This window comes from Streptomyces sp. NBC_00576, from assembly GCF_036345175.1.
Taxonomy (GTDB): Bacteria; Actinomycetota; Actinomycetes; order Streptomycetales; family Streptomycetaceae; genus Streptomyces.
On sequence record NZ_CP107780.1, the window covers coordinates 2,731,164 to 2,747,866 of the forward strand.

General features: G+C 69.0%; 14 protein-coding genes. 4 read left to right on the plus strand and 10 right to left on the minus strand.

What is annotated here, in order from left to right:
• The first annotated feature begins 474 nt into the window (after window positions 1-474).
• Entirely contained in the window at window positions 475-1,116 is a 642-nt protein-coding gene (locus OG734_RS11340; protein ID WP_330287372.1) for a hypothetical protein, read from the plus strand.
• 407 nt (window positions 1,117-1,523) lie between these two features.
• Here OG734_RS11340 and OG734_RS11345 read toward each other — a convergent pair whose 3' ends face one another.
• The 3 genes from OG734_RS11345 to OG734_RS11355 form a co-directional block, all read right to left on the minus strand.
• Window positions 1,524-2,198 carry a hypothetical protein gene (locus OG734_RS11345; protein ID WP_330287373.1) on the minus strand — a complete coding sequence of 225 codons (675 nt, stop codon included), beginning with the start codon at window positions 2,196-2,198 and terminating at the stop codon, window positions 1,524-1,526.
• A 68-nt stretch (window positions 2,199-2,266) separates the two neighbouring features.
• Window positions 2,267-2,968 (minus strand): ribonuclease HII, encoded by a 702-nt coding sequence (locus tag OG734_RS11350; protein ID WP_330287374.1) that lies wholly within the window; start codon window positions 2,966-2,968, stop codon window positions 2,267-2,269.
• A gap of 60 nt (window positions 2,969-3,028) precedes the next feature.
• Window positions 3,029-3,652 carry a TetR/AcrR family transcriptional regulator gene (locus OG734_RS11355; RefSeq protein ID WP_330287375.1) on the minus strand — a complete coding sequence of 208 codons (624 nt, stop codon included), beginning with the start codon at window positions 3,650-3,652 and terminating at the stop codon, window positions 3,029-3,031.
• 226 nt (window positions 3,653-3,878) lie between these two features.
• On the opposite strand from OG734_RS11355, the gene OG734_RS11360 reads away from it, so the two are divergent.
• Window positions 3,879-5,435 (plus strand): MFS transporter, encoded by a 1,557-nt coding sequence (locus tag OG734_RS11360; RefSeq protein WP_330287376.1) that lies wholly within the window; start codon window positions 3,879-3,881, stop codon window positions 5,433-5,435.
• 316 nt (window positions 5,436-5,751) lie between these two features.
• Here the strand turns inward: OG734_RS11360 and OG734_RS11365 are convergent, their stop codons facing one another.
• The 3 genes from OG734_RS11365 to OG734_RS11375 form a co-directional block, all read right to left on the minus strand.
• On the minus strand, window positions 5,752-6,657 hold the full coding sequence (locus OG734_RS11365; RefSeq protein WP_330287377.1) for an ADP-ribosylglycohydrolase family protein: 906 nt from the start codon (window positions 6,655-6,657) through the stop codon (window positions 5,752-5,754).
• 12 nt (window positions 6,658-6,669) lie between these two features.
• Window positions 6,670-7,329: a histidine phosphatase family protein gene (locus OG734_RS11370; protein ID WP_330287378.1), complete on the minus strand. Its 660-nt coding sequence runs from the start codon at window positions 7,327-7,329 to the stop codon at window positions 6,670-6,672.
• A 103-nt stretch (window positions 7,330-7,432) separates the two neighbouring features.
• Window positions 7,433-8,038 (minus strand): YdbC family protein, encoded by a 606-nt coding sequence (locus OG734_RS11375; RefSeq protein WP_330287379.1) that lies wholly within the window; start codon window positions 8,036-8,038, stop codon window positions 7,433-7,435.
• Window positions 8,039-8,192: 154 nt separating this feature from the next.
• Here OG734_RS11375 and OG734_RS11380 point away from each other — a divergent pair, with 154 nt between their 5' ends.
• Window positions 8,193-8,726, plus strand: coding sequence for a TerD family protein (locus OG734_RS11380; protein ID WP_330287380.1), 534 nt, complete (start codon window positions 8,193-8,195; stop codon window positions 8,724-8,726).
• Here OG734_RS11380 and OG734_RS11385 read toward each other — a convergent pair.
• The 3 genes from OG734_RS11385 to nrdR form a co-directional block, all read right to left on the minus strand.
• Entirely contained in the window at window positions 8,717-9,532 is an 816-nt protein-coding gene (locus OG734_RS11385) for a DUF2785 domain-containing protein (protein ID WP_330287381.1), read from the minus strand. The two genes, OG734_RS11380 and OG734_RS11385, sit on opposite strands and share 10 nt — an antisense overlap.
• Before the next feature lie 101 nt (window positions 9,533-9,633).
• Window positions 9,634-12,531 (minus strand): vitamin B12-dependent ribonucleotide reductase, encoded by a 2,898-nt coding sequence (locus OG734_RS11390; RefSeq protein ID WP_330287382.1) that lies wholly within the window; start codon window positions 12,529-12,531, stop codon window positions 9,634-9,636.
• Window positions 12,532-12,696: 165 nt separating this feature from the next.
• Window positions 12,697-13,245, minus strand: a complete 549-nt coding sequence (nrdR, locus tag OG734_RS11395) for a transcriptional regulator NrdR (RefSeq protein ID WP_330287383.1) — start codon at window positions 13,243-13,245, stop codon at window positions 12,697-12,699.
• Between the two features lie 509 nt (window positions 13,246-13,754).
• Here nrdR and lexA point away from each other — a divergent pair.
• The gene (lexA, locus tag OG734_RS11400; protein ID WP_053743545.1) at window positions 13,755-14,534 is read left to right on the plus strand and encodes a transcriptional repressor LexA; all 780 of its coding nucleotides are present in this window, start codon (window positions 13,755-13,757) and stop codon (window positions 14,532-14,534) included.
• 156 nt (window positions 14,535-14,690) lie between these two features.
• Here the strand turns inward: lexA and OG734_RS11405 are convergent, their stop codons facing one another.
• Window positions 14,691-16,703 (minus strand): ATP-dependent DNA helicase, encoded by a 2,013-nt coding sequence (locus OG734_RS11405; RefSeq protein ID WP_330287384.1) that lies wholly within the window; start codon window positions 16,701-16,703, stop codon window positions 14,691-14,693.

Genomic DNA, 16,703 nt, shown 5'->3' on the forward strand with positions numbered 1-16,703 from the left:
TACGGGGCGCACGTTGGGCCGATTGTCCGGCACCAGCACCCGGCGACTGAGGGCACTCGTCGGTACGCCGGGGAGCCGGTCCCCCTTTCGGACGACTTCGCGGAGACCAGGTGGACCCTCGCGATGACGGTCCGGATACCCCGACGGGCCCTGGGTGGGGTATGTCACCGCTGGTCCCCGCTCTACGGGGCTGATGACGAGAACATGAACCAAGCCGAACAAGCGGACCAACGGCACGTTCCTGGCCACCCCAGGCATCTACAAATGACACACCTGGCAGGGATATAATCCACAGATCGCCAGAAGCCGGTCGGTGGCCCCATTTGCTCGTTGCCGCAACCCAGTTCGACAGCAAGAATTGGAGTCCGCTCCCCGCACGGCGTGTCCGTGGTCCGGCAGGGCTCCGCCGCGGTGTGCGCTCCCCCAAGTCCGATCTCCCGCCCGCAGTGTGGGCGCGTAGCCGAAGGGAGGACCGTGACCTTCGGATTTGCTCCGTCCCCCGCGGCATCCATGTCGACGTCTGCCGACCTGTCCGCCGCTTCCACCAACTCAGCAGCCCGCATGCTCGAACCCGCGGAGTGGGCCGCAGCCGGGATTCCCCTGCTGCGCAATCCCCGCGAGGTCGTCAGCGGACTGCACGCCAGGCACCGTCCGGGGCCCGCGACCGCGATCGTCGCTGTCCTCGATCCGGACGAACGGCTGCGGGCGAGCGCCTCGTTCACCCGACGCTCGGCGCCGGCCGACGGCTGGATGTTCCGCAACTCGCTGCTCGCGCAGTTGCGCCGGGTCATCCCCCACGACCTGCGTCGCCGCACGCCGGTGCGCACTGCCGTCCTGCTCTACTGCCGTGACGGCGACGCTCGCTGGACGGAGGAGGACGGCGCGTGGATGTGGGGACTGCGTGACGCGTGCACACTGCACGGACTGCGCTGCGGTGCGTACATCACGCTGACCCGCGACGGCTGGCAGGTGCTCGGCGAGGGCCGCGGCGGGCGCCGCCCGAACGCGGATTCGCCACCGGAGCCCTTCGCCATGTCCGAGGCACCGCCACCGCTGCCGATGCCCCGCACCGGAGGCACCGCCTCGGACATCCTGCGCCGCGCGGCAGCCCGCTGACTGCGGCGCACAGCAGCCGCCCCGCGTCGCCTTTCCGGTGCTTCACCGGTTGACCACGCCGTGCGGCCACGCCTGCCGGCCAGGAGTGACGTCCACGTCGTACGAGGAGTCGCACAAAGAACAGTCACCGCGGACAACGGCGTCCGTCGGTACGACGTACGACAGCGACAACCCCACACACAGGGACACAACTCGCCTGGACGGCAACCGACACGCACGGCAAGCAACGCGCACGACGGCCGCACGCGCACGCGTGCTTTCGCCGCCGCGGCGCGCCTGTGTCGGGGAACGCCAAAGCGCCCTCCGCGCGTTACCGCTTCAGTGACCCTCCGTCAGCCGGTCCGGTGTCGCTGGACCGGCCGTCCCCGGGACGGTTCCCGGGGCTGCGCGGACGAACCGGAACCGACTCAGACCCCCGCGCCCAGCACCGAGTTGATCTGCTGCTGGTCACCGCAGACGATCAACAGGGCACCGGCTCGGCCGAGGGCCAGGGGAAGAGCCGCAGCGGTCGCGTCGGCACCGCCGTTGACGGCGACCACGACCACGGGACGAGAGCCGGCACGGGTCAGAGCGGCGGCGTCGGTGTAGAAGACGTCGTCGCCCGCGTCGTGCTGCGCCCAGTACGGCGCCTCGCCGAAGGACAGCTCGTGCGTGGCCCACGGGTGCGGATCGCCGGTGGTGATCACCAGCACCTCGCCGGGGGCCCGACCCGACTCCAGGAGCAGGTCGACGGCTTCCTCGGCAGCGTCCAGCGCACCCTCGGCCGAAGCCGGGATCAGCTGGATCTGCGGGGTCGCTGCGGCCTCGGAGGCAGGGGCAGAAGGGACAGGGGCGGCCGGAGCCGCGGACGGCCCGGGCTTGACCGCGCCCGCGGTCGAGGCCACGGCCGCAGGCGCGTCGTGCGATGCGCGCTGGGCCGGCGCCGTGGGCCGGAAGGGACCCGGACGGCCGGGACGCGGCGAAGCCGCGGGGCGGGGACCGGGTACGGGACGAGGGGTCTGCGCGGTGCGGCCACTGGCCGGAGCTACGCGGGGACCCTGGGCACTCTCGTGAATCTGAGGCTCCTCGGGAATGAGAGGCATGACCTGATATTTATCAAACACCGATGCGACTCGCATCGGCGGGTGGCACATGAGTGCGGACGGAATCGTCAGAAGTCGAAGCCGAGCTGGCCCTCGATCTCCGGAACGCCCCCGTTCGCCCAACTGCGGGCCTTCTTGAGGTGCCGCCACTGGGGCAGCGCATCAAGATACGCCCACGACAGCCGGTGGTACGGGGTGGGGCCCCGCTCCTCCAGCGCGGCCTTGTGCACGGGCGACGGATACCCGGCATTGGCCGCAAAACCGAAGTCTGCATGGTCGATACCCAGTTCGGCCATCATTTTGTCGCGCTGAACCTTGGCGATCACAGACGCCGCCGCGACCGCCACGCACGACTGGTCACCCTTGATCACCGTGCGGACCTGCCACGGCGACCCCAGGTAGTCGTGCTTCCCGTCGAGGATGACCGCGTCGGGGCGAACCGGCAACGCCTCAAGGGCACGCTCCGCGGCGAGCCGCAGCGCGGCCGTCATCCCCAGGTCGTCGATCTCCTCCGGAGAGGCGTGCCCCAACGCGTACGACGTGACCCATTCCCGCAGTACCTCCGCGAGTTGAGTACGCCGCTTGACCGCGATGAGCTTGGAATCGGTGAGCCCCTCCGGGGGCCGCCGGAGACCGGTGACCGCCGCGCAGACGGTGACGGGGCCGGCCCACGCGCCCCGCCCGACCTCGTCGACGCCGGCGATGACCTTCGCTCCGGTCGTGGCGCGCAAGGAGCGCTCGATGGTGTGGGTGGGTGCTTCGTACGGCATGGCGGTCTTAGCCTACGCCGCCCGGAACCCCCCTTGTCACCCCGGTTCCCCCAAGCGACTTCAGACCCTCTCCGCCCGCAGCAGCGGAACCATCAACTGGTCGATCATCTCCTCGATGTCCCGCTCCCCCCATTCGCTCGCGCACACCTTCGTTCGGTACATCATCATCGCCGGAATGGCGTCGAAGACGTAGCCGTTAGCAGCGTCGGGACGTGTCTCTCCCCGCTCGATTCCCCGGTCGATGATCTCCCGGAGGAGCCTGACCATCGGCTCGACGAGCCCGCCGAAGATCACGCTCTGAAAGCGTTCCGCCTGGGGGTTGTCGCATTCGTGAATCACCGAGCGCAGGGCGAATCCAGGGCGCGAGAACATCGCCTCCCGCACCTGCCGGCACAGTTCGACAAGGTCGTCCCGCACGTTCCCGAGGTCGGGTGCCCGGTCGAACCGCGGCAGCCCGGCCTGGAGCGCGTCCGCGACGAGGTCCTCCTTCGAGGGCCAGCGCCTGTAGACCGCGGCCTTGCCGGTCTGCGCTCCGGCGGCGACACCCTCCATCGTGAGCCCGTTCCAGCCGACCGTACTGAGTTGCTCCAGCGCGGCATCGAGGATCGCGCGTTCGAGCACGGCGCCGCGCCGGCGGGGGGAGGCCGTCCGAGCGGGGGCAGCCGTCCAGCGCGAAGTAACCATCTGAGTGTCTCCAGCGAGCAGGGGGGAGTGGCGAGTGCGAGGATTATCAGGATTGTCGGTATTGCCATGATCGCCGACGAGGTGAATCGCAGAGATTATCCCGGCGACCGGCAGGCGACGCGACGGCGAGTTCAGTGAACGCTTGCGTTCACTGTCGGGGACTCACTACCGTTTGACGCGACAGTGAACGCAAGCGTTCACTAGTGCTCTTATGGGGGACCCAATAGTGACTACCTCTTCGTTGACGAAGGACCAGAAACCAGGTGCGGCCCGCCGGGAGGGGCATCCCGGAATAGCACTCACCGTCATCGCGGCCTGCCAACTCATGGTGGTACTCGACGCGACGATTGTGAACATCGCGCTGCCGCACATTCAAGACGCCCTCAAGTTCAGCACCACCGACCTCACCTGGGTGGTCAGCGCCTACACGCTCACCTTCGGCGGCCTGCTGCTGCTCGGCGGCCGGGCCGGTGACATCCTCGGCCGCCGCCGGGTCTTCCTGACCGGCATCCTGCTCTTCATCGCGGCCTCTCTCCTGGGCGGACTCGCCCAGGAGCCCTGGCAGTTGCTGGCCGCGCGGGCTCTCCAGGGCGTGGGCGGTGCGATCGCCTCACCCACCTCGCTGGCGCTCATCACCACCACGTTCGCCGAAGGCCCGGAGCGCAACCGGGCGTTCGGGGTCTTCGCCGCCGTCTCGGCCGGCGGCGGCGCCGTCGGCCTGCTCGCCGGCGGCATGCTCACGGAGTGGCTCGACTGGCGCTGGGTGCTCTTCGTCAACGTACCGATCGGCCTTCTGATCGCCGTGCTCACACCGATCTACATCGGCGAGTCCGAACGCCACCCCGGCCGCTTCGACATCGTGGGCGCGCTGACCTCGACGCTGGGCATGGCGTCCCTCGTGTACGGCTTCATCCGCGCGGCGGAGGAGGGCTGGCGGGACAGCGTGACCCTCGCGTCCTTCGGCACGGCGGTGATCCTGCTGGCCGCCTTCGTCTTTGTGGAGATGCGCGCCAAGGAGCCGATCACCCCGCTGAAGATGTTCGCCGACCGCAACCGCTCGGGCACGTACGTGATCATGCTGAGCCTGGCCGCCGCGATGTTCGGCATGTTCTTCTTCATCGTCCTGTTCGTACAGAACGTGCTGCTGTACACGCCGATCGAGGCGGGCCTCGCCTTCCTGCCGGTGACCTTCGCGATCGCCGTGGGCGCGGGCCTCTCGCAGCGGTTCCTGCCGGTCCTTGGGCCCAAACCGTTCATGGTGGTCGGCTCGGCGCTGGCCACGCTCGGGCTCACCTGGCAGGCCTTCATCACCCCCGACAGCTCGTACCTCGGCGGGGTGCTCGGCCCGATGCTGGTGTTCGGCTTCGGTATGGGCCTGAACTTCGTGACGCTGACCCTGACAGCGGTCTCCGGGGTCGCCGCGCACGAGGCGGGCGCCGCGTCCGGGCTGCTCAACGTCACGCAGCAGGTGGGCGGTTCGCTCGGCCTCTCCATCCTGACGACGGTGTTCGGCGCGGCCAGCCGCGACGAGGCGGAGAAACAGGTGCCCAAGTTCCTCGCCGAGGCCACGGCAGAGCAGAAGGTGGAGTTCGCCAGGACCAAGCAACTCCCCGCTCCCTGGAGCCACGAGGTACTCGCCCACGGCATCTCCACGGCGTTCATCCCGGCCGCCGCGATGGCCCTACTGGCCCTCGCCACCGCCTGGTTCGTGATCCGCGTCCGCAAGAGCGACCTGGAGGCCCTGTCGGGCACGGCAAGCACCGCGGGCCCGGCGGGCGGCTGATCTCCCGGCAGCGGGCCGCAAGCGCTGCTGACGGGGCCACGGCTCCCAGACGGGCGTGTGGTGCCTGGCGCACTCTCCACACGTCGCTGCGAGCGCCGGAGCGACCTATGGCGGCTGCGGGACCGCGCGGGGGTGGGTGCGGCCGAAATCCAGCATCGGGCGCCGCTCCCCCAGCGCCTGGATCGACGGCGCTCACAGCGGCGCCTCGCCGAGGCGCCCTCGCCCCAGGTACACGCATTCCGCACGCGCGCGTGCAGTACGACAGCGGCGACGTCCGCGGAGCGGCTCGCCGCCCCACGCCCGCCCCACGCCCGCACTACGCCCCTGCAGGTGCCCACTCCGGCAGCGTTTCCGTCCGCTCCAGCCACGCCGACGGCGGCGCCCCGGCCTTTCCCGCGGCGAGTACGCCGCCCACGATGGCGCAGTTCGTGTCCACGTCGCCACCCACCTGGGCCGTCGCCCAGAAGGCCTCCTCGTAGTCGCCCAGGGCACGCGCGGCGGACCAGAGCGCGAACGGCACGGTGTCGTGCGCCGACGTACGCCGGCCACAGCCCAGTACGGCCGCGACCGTGCCCGCGTCGGCGTAGTCGAGCATGTCCCGGGCACGCCGCAGCCCGGCGGAGACGGCGCTTCTCGGGACTAGCGAGATCACACCGTCGAGGAGCGCACCGGGGCCCGGCGGCCCGCCAGGAGCGGCCACCAGGGCGGCGGCCGCGGCGACCGCCATGGCACCGACCACGGCCTCGCGGTGTTGATGCGTGGGGTAGGCGGAGATCTCCGCCTGATGGGTCGCCTGCTCCGGGTCGCCCGCGTACCAGGCCCCCAGGGGAGCGATGCGCATGGCCGCGCCGTTGCCCCAGGAGCCCTGCCCCTTGAACAGGGCGGACGCCAGTTCGCGCCAGTCACCGCCCTCCCGGACCAGCCGCAGGAGCCGGTTCACCGCGGGGCCGTACCCGCGGTCGAAGTCGTGGTGCTGCGCGAAGGAACGGGCCAGTGCGTCCTGGTCGATGCGGTGGTGCGCGGCCAGCACGGCCACCACGGAACACGCCATCTCCGTGTCGTCCGTCCACTGCCAGGGGCCGGACGGCAGCTCGCGGAGCTTGAGCAGGGGGTGGTTCACGGGCACGAAGAACTGCGACCCGAGCGCGTCCCCCACCGCAAGCCCGCGCAGGCTGGCCAGGGCGCGCTCCAGGCGCTCTTGAGGTGAGGAATCAACGGTCATCGCCCTGCCACTCTATCCGGTGATTCCATACGATTCCGGATCACGCCAGCGCTCGAACGGCCGGTCAAGGGTGTACCTGCCGTCACTCCCGAGAACGAGCATCCGCATCTCCGCGTTCCCCGGATTCGACAGCGACTCGAATTCCGCGACCGTCCAGTGGAACCAGCGCATGCAGAACAGCCGCATGGCCAGCCCGTGGGTCACCAGCAGCACGTTGGGCGGATGATCGGGTGCCTCGAAGCTGCGGTAGAGGCTCTCCAGGAAGCCGCCGACCCTGTCGTACACGTCGGCGCCGGACTCCCCCTGGGCGAAGCGGTAGAAGAAGTGCCCGTACGCGTCCCGGTACGCCTTCTGCAGCCGTACGTCGTCCCGGTCCTGCCAGTTGCCCCAGTCCTGCTCGCGGAGCCGGGGCTCCTCGCGTACGCGTATGTGGTCGGGGTTCAGGCTGAACGCGCGCAGGGTCTCGTGCGTGCGACGGTAGGGGGAGACGTACACGCTGACCTGCTCCTTCCCGAACACTTCGCGCAGCCGCTTGCCCGTCTCCTCCGCCTGCCGCCAGCCGCGTTCGGTGAGGGCGAGGGCGTGGTCCGGCTCGCGCTCATAGACGGTGTCATCGGCATTGCCCATTGACTCGCCGTGCCGGACAAGGACGATGCGCCGTGGTCTTACCATGCCAAAACCCTAGATCGGGTCGGCGCCGACCGGGCACTTGCACGGCCTCTATACGGCGTATGTCACACATGTCGTGCGCACTGGAGCACGCAGAGTTCGGATCTCAGACTATCCAGGTGGGTTCCAGCTCGACGATGTCACCGGCGAGAGCCGCGACATCCGCCTCCAGCTGGGCCCGCAGCGCCAGCCGCTCCACCCGCTCGGCGCGGTACTTGCCGTGCTCAGCGGCCGACCGCCACATCGACAGGATCAGGAACTCGTGCCCCGGCGCCTCGCCGAACAGCCCTCGCACCATGCCGGGCGAACCCGCCATCGCGGGGTTCCAGACCTTCTCCTGCATCAGGGCGAAGTGCTCGGCGCGCTCCTCGTGGACGCGGCAGTGCGCCACCCGTACCAGGTCGGAGTCCGTGAAGCGGGGCTCGAAGCCAGTCTTCACATCGAAACGGTGGTCGAACAGCTTGACCTGCTGGTCCTTGAAGGTGCCCGACTGAGCGGTGGCGAGCCGGTCATGGGATCGGGCCATGAAGGAGTCGTAGAAGGCGCGGCTCTCCCAGAAGGCGAAGACGTGCGCCACGCCGGGACGCCCCCGGCTCCAGCCCCCACCCTGCCCCCGGAATCCCGGCTCCCCCAGAAGTCCCGCCCACTTTCGCTGCCCCCGTTCGAAACCGCGGCGGTCCACCACGGTGCAGCGAATCCACTTGACCAGCACCGCGCCATCGTAAGGCCCCTCAGCGTGGCGCCGGTCACGCTCGGGCGGAGTACGACCGCGCGAGCGCCCCCGCGCGCGTGGCACGATGTACAACCAGCTGTGATGTACCGGCAGTTGGAGCGACAGGACACGGCGAACGGGGAAGGGAAGTCTGGTGAAGGCCCTCAGCAAGGGGATCCGCAAGGCCGAAGTCTCACTGAAGTGGGATCCGAGTCCGGCGGGGCAGCCGCCCACCGATCTCGACATCGTCGCCGCGACCTACTCGGCGACCGATCCGTACGGCGATCCCGCCTACGCGGTGCACTTCGACAGCCGCTCCCCGGACGGCACGATCACGCTCAACCGGGACAGCAAGGACGGCAAGGGCTTCGGCTGGGACGAGGTCATGACACTGGAGTTCGACCGACTGGGCGCCCAGTACACGCGCGTGGTGGTCGGCGTCATCATCCAACAGCGCTCCACACACCGGACGTTCGTGAGCGTCCTCAATCCCGGCCTGCGCATTCGCGAGGGCTACAACGTCCTGGCCGAGGACGACTTCGGCGGCGTTCTGGGATCTACGGCGGCCACGGTCGCGGAGTTCGTGCGCGACGAGACCGGGTCCTGGGACTTCCACTCCGGCGTCCAGGGCTTCGAGGACGACCCATCGACGTTCACCAGGGAGATGGGCCGCACGCGTCAGACCTGATCCCTCCCCGAAGGGGAGGGCAGGTAGGGGGTGACCATCGCAAGGGTGGCGGCCAGGGCATCGAGTACGGCCTCCCGATGGGTGACCGTACTCGGCGGGCCGTCCCCTCCTGGTGTCAGCAGTCCGCGGTCGGCCAACAGGTAGAGCATGCGCAGCGTGCGCATGGTGTTGGAGGCCCACGGGGGAACCGGCCCCGGCTGCCCCGTCCGGAACGCCGCCGCGACGGCGTCCAGCCATCCCACCGACTCGGTGACAACGAGCCCGGGCCGGCACAGAATCCGGGCCAGCGCACGAGCGATCCGGTCGTCCTCCTGGGCGTCGAAGACCTGCCCGGTATCGGCCAGCAACCGCGCGACGGCCAGCTCGAACAGCGGTGCGGGATCCTGCTTCGTGCGCCCCGCGAGAGCCGCCAGCAGATCAGCTCCGTGCGCGGCGGCGTGCACCCAGCCGAGCGTGGCGTCGTAACCGCGCAGATCGGTCTCGACGGGATACCACCCGGCAAACGCCTCCCACCACTCCTGCCGCCAGTCCCCCGCGTCGACGATCCGGGCGAGGACCAGGGGAGCGAACGCACGCGCCTGAATGCCGGGATCGTCGAACAGCTCGGCCGCACGGTCCCCGAGCCACCGCCGCTCCACCGCGTCGAGGCCGGGTATCCAGCGGACAGCCGTGACATAGGCGCGCTCGTCACGCACCACAGGATCCGGGGACCGGAGATCCAGGACCAGCGCTTCGAGAGCGGCAGCCCGGACAGCCCCCGAGAGTTCACCGATGTCACCGTCGTGCAGCCGCAACGCGTCGCCCATGGACGGAGGTTACGTGGCCCACGACAGGACGAAGGAGGGGCACCGGCACATGGCCGGCACCCCTCCTCCCTCACTCACCGGTCAAGGACCGTCGATCGAGGTCAGCTGCAACCGCTGGTCGACCCGCATCCCTCGCAGATGTAGCAGGACCCGGCCCGCTGCATCTTCGTACCGCAGGAGAAGCACAGCGGGGCGTCCGCCTGGATGCCCAGCTGCATCTCCACCAGTTCGGCACTGGTGTGGACCTGCTGGAGAAGGGGCTCGGGCGCCTCCACGGCGGCCGTCGGGGCCGCTACGGCCTTCAGCTCCTGGGTGCGGGGCGCCGACTGGGCCAGGCCCTCGATGTCGACCTCTTCCTCGGTCGGCTCGTAGGACCCCGTCTCCAGGTGACGCTGGCGCTCGTCGGCGGAGTGGATGCCGAGGGCGGAACGCGTCTCGAAGGGAAGGAAGTCCAGCGCCAGGCGGCGGAAGATGTAGTCGACGATCGACTGGGCCATACGGACATCGGGGTCGTCCGTCATACCGGCCGGCTCGAAGCGCATGTTCGTGAACTTCGAGACGTACGTCTCCAGCGGCACGCCGTACTGCAGACCCACCGAGATGGCGATCGAGAAGGCGTCCATCATGCCCGCGAGGGTGGAACCCTGCTTGGACATCTTCAGGAAGACCTCGCCGAGACCGTCGTCCGGGTAGGAGTTGGCGGTCATGTAGCCCTCGGCGCCGCCGACCGTGAAGGACGTGGTGATGCCGGGGCGGCCCTTGGGGAGGCGCTTGCGGACCGGGCGGTACTCGACGACCTTCTCGACGGCCTCACGGATCGTCGCCTCGGTCTTCGCGGTCACCGCGACCTTCTCGTTCTCCTTCTTCTTGACGGAGAGCGGCTGGCCGACCTTGCAGTTGTCGCGGTAGATCGCGAGCGCCTTGACGCCCATCTTCCAGGCCTCGAAGTAGATCTCCTCGACCTCCTCGACGGTCGCCGTCTCCGGCATGTTGACCGTCTTGGACAGGGCGCCGGAGATCCAGGGCTGGATCGCGGCCATCATGCGGACGTGGCCCATCGCGGAGATGGTCCGCTCGCCCATGGCGCAGTCGAACACCTCGTAGTGCTCGTGCTTGAGGCTCGGGGCGTCGATCACATGGCCGTGCTCGGCGATGTGGGCGACGATCGCCTCGATCTGCTCCTCCTGGTAGCCCAGGCGGCGCAGGGCCTGCGGGACCGTGCCGTTGACGATCTGCATCGAGCCGCCGCCGACGAGCTTCTTGAACTTGACCAGCGCGAGGTCGGGCTCAAGACCCGTGGTGTCGCAGGACATCGCGAGACCGATGGTGCCGGTCGGCGCGATGACGGACGCCTGCGCGTTACGGAAGCCGTTCTTCTCGCCGATGCGGACGACGTCCTGCCAGGCCTCCGTGGCGGCGGCCCAGATCGGGGTGTCCAGGTCGTCCATCCGGACGGCCTTGTCGTTCTCGTCGGCGTGCTGCTTCATGACCCGCAGGTGCGGCTGCGCGTTGCGGGCGTAGCCGTCGTACGGGCCGACGACCGCGGCGAGTTCGGCGGAGCGGCGGTACGACGTGCCGGTCATCAGGGAGGTGATGGAGCCGGCCAGGGCGCGGCCGCCCTCGGAGTCGTACGCGTGACCGGTCGCCATCAGCAGGGCGCCGAGGTTGGCGTAGCCGATGCCGAGCTGGCGGAACGCGCGCGTGTTCTCGCCGATCTTCTCGGTCGGGAAGTCGGCGAAGCAGATGGAGATGTCCATCGCGGTGATGACGAGCTCGACGACCTTCGCGAAGCGGTCGATCTCGAAGGACTGGCGGCCCTTGCCGTCATCCTTCAGGAACTTCATCAGGTTCAGCGAGGCGAGGTTGCAGGACGTGTTGTCCAGGTGCATGTACTCGCTGCAGGGGTTCGAGCCGTTGATACGGCCCGACTCCGGGCACGTGTGCCAGCGGTTGATCGTGTCGTCGTACTGGATGCCCGGATCGGCGCAGGCCCAGGCCGCCACGGCCATCTTGCGGAAGAGCGTCTTGGCGTCGACCTCCTCGATGACCTCGCCGGTCATCCGGGACGTGAGCCCGAACTTGCCGCCCGACTCGACGGCCTTCATGAACGTGTCGTTCACCCGGACCGAGTTGTTGGCGTTCTGGTACTGGACGGACGTGATGTCGTCGCCGCCCAGGTCCATGTCGAAGCCCGCGTCGCGCAGGGCGCGGATCTTCTCCTCTTCCTTCACCTTGGTCTCGATGAAGTCCTCGATGTCGGGGTGGTCGACGTCGAGGATGACCATCTTGGCCGCGCGGCGGGTGGCGCCGCCCGACTTGATCGTTCCTGCTGACGCGTCGGCGCCGCGCATGAAGGAGACCGGGCCGGAGGCGTTGCCGCCGGAGGAGAGCAGTTCCTTGGAGGAACGGATCCGGGAGAGGTTCAGGCCGGCGCCGGAGCCACCCTTGAAGATCATGCCCTCTTCCTTGTACCAGTCGAGGATCGACTCCATGGAGTCGTCGACGGACAGGATGAAGCAGGCCGAGACCTGCTGGGGCTGCGGGGTCCCGACGTTGAACCAGACGGGGCTGTTGAAGCTGAAGATCTGGTGCAGGAGGGCGTACGCCAGCTCGTGCTCGAAGATCTCGGCGTCGGCCGGAGAGGCGAAGTACTTGTAGTCTTCACCGGCCTTCGTGTACGTCTTCACGATGCGGTCGATGAGCTGCCTGAGGCTCACCTCGCGCTGCGGGGTGCCGACTGCACCGCGGAAGTACTTGCTGGTGACGATGTTGACCGCGTTCACCGACCAGAAGTCGGGGAACTCGACGCCACGCTGCTCGAAATTGACCGAGCCGTCGCGCCAGTTGGTCATGACGACGTCACGGCTCGCCCACTCGACCTCGTCGTACGGGTGCACGCCGGGGGTGGTGTGGATGCGCTCGATGCGCAGCCCCTTGCTCGCCTTGGTGCTGCCCTTGGCGCGGGAACTCCGTGCCGGACCGCTCGCCGTCTCTGTCATGCCGCCTCCCTGTATCGGGCAAAACGCCCAGAAGTGTCACGTTGTTCCCATGACACGGTGTTGTTTCTTGCGCCACGGGCACCTTCTCGATGCGCCCGCAGCAGGTCTTCGGCTCGCCGTCATCCGGGGCCGGGTCCGACGCGCTGTCCGGGTCCGGCCCGCCGGTCAGTCGGCGGCGTTGGCAGGCACGGGGACCTGAGCAGTCCCCCCGGACCCGCGATCGTCCTGGCGCCCCACAACCGGGTCTTCGTCGTCCACGGCGGGGCGGCACGGCGCTTCCCTGAGCTCCGCGATGGCGGCCTCGAAGTCGTCCAGCGAGTCGAACGCCCGGTAGACGGACGCGAATCGCAGGTAGGCGACGAGGTCCAGTTCCTGCAGCGGACCGAGTATGGCCAGCCCAACGTCATGGGTGGTCAGCTCGGCACTTCCGGTGGCCCGCACTGCTTCCTCGACCCGCTGGCCGAGTTGGGCGAGTGCGTCCTCGGTGACAGGCCGCCCCTGACATGCCTTGCGCACGCCATTGATGACCTTCGTACGACTGAACGGTTCGGTGACCCCGGACCGCTTGACCACCATGAGCGAGCACGTCTCGACGGTCGTGAACCGACGGGAACAGTCAGGACACTGACGGCGCCTGCGGATCGACGTCCCGTCATCGGTCGTGCGACTGTCGACCACGCGGCTGTCAGGGTGCCTGCAGAAGGGGCAGTGCATGCTCTCCAACCCTCCGTAACAGCAGACTCAATAGCCTCGTAAGGGCCCTTGAGCCCCTCGAAGCAGCCCCCAGCATAGGTGATGTCCGAGGGGCCGGAGACCCGGGGGACCACAACTTCTGGGCTACTGCCGCAATCCAACCACTAGATGTGGGGATTGGCCCGTACATCCACCGCGTACGCGCGTGTCGCACCGGTATCGACATATGCCGCACGGCCATACCGCTGAGGAACATGCGGAGATACGGTGAGAACCGCGCACAGCGGGGGTCGGTTCCCGGTTGACGGGGTTCCGGGTGGCAGACTTGAGCACCGGCCCACGAGGTCGCCGCCCCGGCGGTGAAGGTACAACAATCAGCCCTTTTGTCCGCCCGGCACGGCGTCAGCCATACACCCAAACATCTGATCGCGGCAGGCCATCCCCAGTTTTTCACTCGAACGTGTGTTTGGCGCAACCTTTCGAAAGCAACTACCGTTGCACTGCACGGGAGACCATCGAGAGGGGCCGACGTGACCACCACCGCAGACAGTGCCACCATCACTGCCCAGGACCGCTCCCAGGGCCGACTCGAGCCGGTGCATGCGATGAACGAAGCCACGAATCCTGAGGGACACAAGCGGTCCCTCCCTGGACGACCTCCAGGAATCCGAGCGGACAGCTCGGGACTCACAGACCGGCAACGGCGCGTGATCGAGGTCATCAGGGACTCCGTGCAACGACGCGGTTACCCGCCGTCGATGCGTGAGATCGGGCAGGCAGTCGGCCTCTCCAGTACCTCATCCGTCGCACACCAGCTCATGGCCCTGGAGCGCAAGGGATTCCTGCGCCGCGATCCGCATCGCCCGCGCGCCTATGAAGTACGGGGTTCCGACCAAGGGGCTTCCGTGCAGCCCACGGACACCGCGGGCAAACCCGCCGCGTCGTACGTCCCGCTTGTGGGACGTATCGCCGCCGGCGGTCCCATCCTCGCCGAGGAATCGGTCGAGGACGTGTTCCCCCTCCCCCGCCAACTGGTGGGTGACGGAGAGCTCTTCGTACTGAAGGTCGTCGGTGACTCGATGATCGAGGCCGCGATCTGCGACGGCGACTGGGTGACGGTACGCCGCCAGCCGGTCGCCGAGAACGGCGACATCGTGGCCGCGATGCTGGAAGGCGAAGCCACGGTCAAGCGCTTCAAGCGCGAGGACGGCCATGTCTGGCTCCTCCCGCACAACTCCGCCTACCAGCCGATCCCCGGCGACGAGGCGACGATCCTCGGCAAGGTGGTGGCAGTCCTCCGCCGCGTGTGAGAGCTACGGGCTGCCGGAGGCGGGCCGTACGACCCGCCTCCGTCCCTGACCGGGCCCCGGAACCCCTGCGCCGGTTCCGGGGCCCTGCGCTGTCCCGTGTTCAGGCGCACCGATGTGCCGGCCACCGACTGAAGTCGGTGGCCGGCACATCGGTGTCTACGCTTCCTCCACCGACTCGGCCTCCTCGGCCGCCGGCGCGTCCTCCGTCTGCTTCGCCGCCACGTCGATCGCGGCCAGCGATCGCCTGACCACGTTGGGGTCCGTGGTGTACCAGAAGTCCGGCAGGGACGACTTCAGATAGCTCCCGTACCGGGCCGTGGCCAGCCGCTGGTCCAGTACGGCGACCACACCACGGTCCCCCGTCGCCCGTACGAGGCGGCCGGCGCCCTGGGCCATGAGCAGCGCCGCGTGGGTGGCGGCGACGGCCATGAAGCCGTTACCCCCGGCGTCCTCGACGGCTTTCTGGCGGGCGCTCATCAGGGGGTCGTCCGGGCGTGGGAACGGGATCTTGTCCATCACGACCAGCTGGCAGCTGGCGCCCGGGACGTCGACGCCCTGCCAGAGCGACAGCGTGCCGAACAGGCAGGTCTTCGGGTCGGCCGCGAAGTTCTTGATCAGCTCACCGAGCGTCTCCTCGCCCTGCAGGAGGATCGGGAACTCGGGGACGCGGGACCGTAGTTCCTCCGCGGCGAGCTGGGCGGCCCGCATCGAGGAGAACAGGCCGAGGGTGCGCCCGCCCGCCGCCTGGATCAGCTCCGTGAGCTCGTCGAGCATGTCGCCGCGGTCGCCGTCGCGCGCGGGGCGCGCCAGGTGCTTGGCGACGTACAGGATGCCCTGCTTCGGATAGTCGAAGGGCGAGCCGACGTCGACGCCCTTCCAGTGCGGGAGGTCTTCGCCCGCGGTGCCCTCCGGGGCGAGGCCCAGGGAGGCCCCCACGCCGTTGAAGTCGCCGCCCAGCTTGAGCGTCGCCGAGGTCAGGACCACGGAGCGGTCCGTGAAGAGTTTCTCCCTGAGGAGGCCCGACACCGACATGGGGGCGACCCGCAGGGAGGCTCCGAAGCGGTCGTGCCGCTCGTACCAGACGACGTCCCACTCGGAGCCGTTCGCGATCCGCTCCGCGACGTCGTGCACGGACTCCACCGAGGCCAGCGCCTGTTTGCGGACCGCGTCCTCGTCCTGGACCGACTTGTCGCGGGTCGCTCCGATCCCGGAGATCACCGTGCGGGCGGCGTCCCTCAGCGCCATCAGGGCGTACCCGAGGTCTTCCGGGACCTCCTCCAGGCGGCCCGGCAGGGCCAGCTCCATCACCCGCTCGAAGCCCTCGGCCGCGGTCTGGAGCTGGTCGGCGGCCTTCTCGTTCACCAGCTTCGCCGCGCGGCGCACGGCACGGTTGACCTGCCCGGGAGTGAGCTCGCCTGTGGCCACTCCGGTGACCCGCGAGACCAGTTCGTGCGCCTCGTCGACGATCAGCACCTCGTGCTGTGGGAGGACGGGCGCGCCCTCGATGGCGTCGATCGCGAGCAGCGCGTGGTTCGTGACGATCACCTCGGCGAGTTTGGCGCGCTCGCGGGCCATCTCGGCGAAGCACTCGGCTCCGTACGCGCACTTCGAAGCGCCCAGGCACTCGCGGGAGGAGACGGAGACCTGTGCCCAGGCCCGGTCGGAGACACCGGGGGTGAGGCCGTCACGGTCGCCGGTCTCGGTCTCGTCCGACCATTCGCGCAGGCGCAGCAGGTCCTGGCCGAGCTTGCTGGTGGGCGCGGCCGCCTCGAACTGGTCGAAGAGACCCTCGTCCTCGTCCTGCGGCACGCCCTCATGGAGTCGGTGCAGGCACAGGTAGTTCGATCTCCCCTTGAGCATCGCGAACTCGGGGCGGCGGCGCAGCACGGGATGCAGTGCGTCGACCGTGCGGGGCAGGTCGCGCTCCACGAGTTGGCGCTGCAGCGCGAGGGTCGCGGTCGCGACGACGACCCGCTCCCCGTGCGCGAGCGCGGGTACGAGGTAGCCGAGCGACTTTCCGGTGCCGGTGCCTGCCTGTACCAGCAGATGGGAACCGTCGTCGATCGCCTCGGCGACAGCTTCGGCCATGGTCACCTGGCCGGGGCGCTCCGTACCGCCGACAGCGGTGACGGCAGCATGCAGGAGTTCGGGGAGTGAGGGCTTCGTCAT

Excerpts from the sequence above, each read along its gene's own strand:
- OG734_RS11345 (WP_330287373.1), bottom strand. The coding sequence starts at position 2,198 with ATGCCTCTCATTCCCGAGGAGCCTCAGATTCACGAGAGTGCCCAGGGT.
- OG734_RS11350 (WP_330287374.1), bottom strand. The coding sequence starts at position 2,968 with ATGCCGTACGAAGCACCCACCCACACCATCGAGCGCTCCTTGCGCGCC.
- OG734_RS11355 (WP_330287375.1), bottom strand. The coding sequence starts at position 3,652 with ATGGTTACTTCGCGCTGGACGGCTGCCCCCGCTCGGACGGCCTCCCCC.
- OG734_RS11365 (WP_330287377.1), bottom strand. The coding sequence starts at position 6,657 with ATGACCGTTGATTCCTCACCTCAAGAGCGCCTGGAGCGCGCCCTGGCC.
- OG734_RS11370 (WP_330287378.1), bottom strand. The coding sequence starts at position 7,329 with ATGGTAAGACCACGGCGCATCGTCCTTGTCCGGCACGGCGAGTCAATG.
- OG734_RS11385 (WP_330287381.1), bottom strand. The coding sequence starts at position 9,532 with ATGGGCGACGCGTTGCGGCTGCACGACGGTGACATCGGTGAACTCTCG.
- OG734_RS11390 (WP_330287382.1), bottom strand. The coding sequence starts at position 12,531 with ATGACAGAGACGGCGAGCGGTCCGGCACGGAGTTCCCGCGCCAAGGGC.
- nrdR (WP_330287383.1), bottom strand. The coding sequence starts at position 13,245 with ATGCACTGCCCCTTCTGCAGGCACCCTGACAGCCGCGTGGTCGACAGT.
- OG734_RS11405 (WP_330287384.1), bottom strand. The coding sequence starts at position 16,703 with ATGACGAAGCCCTCACTCCCCGAACTCCTGCATGCTGCCGTCACCGCT.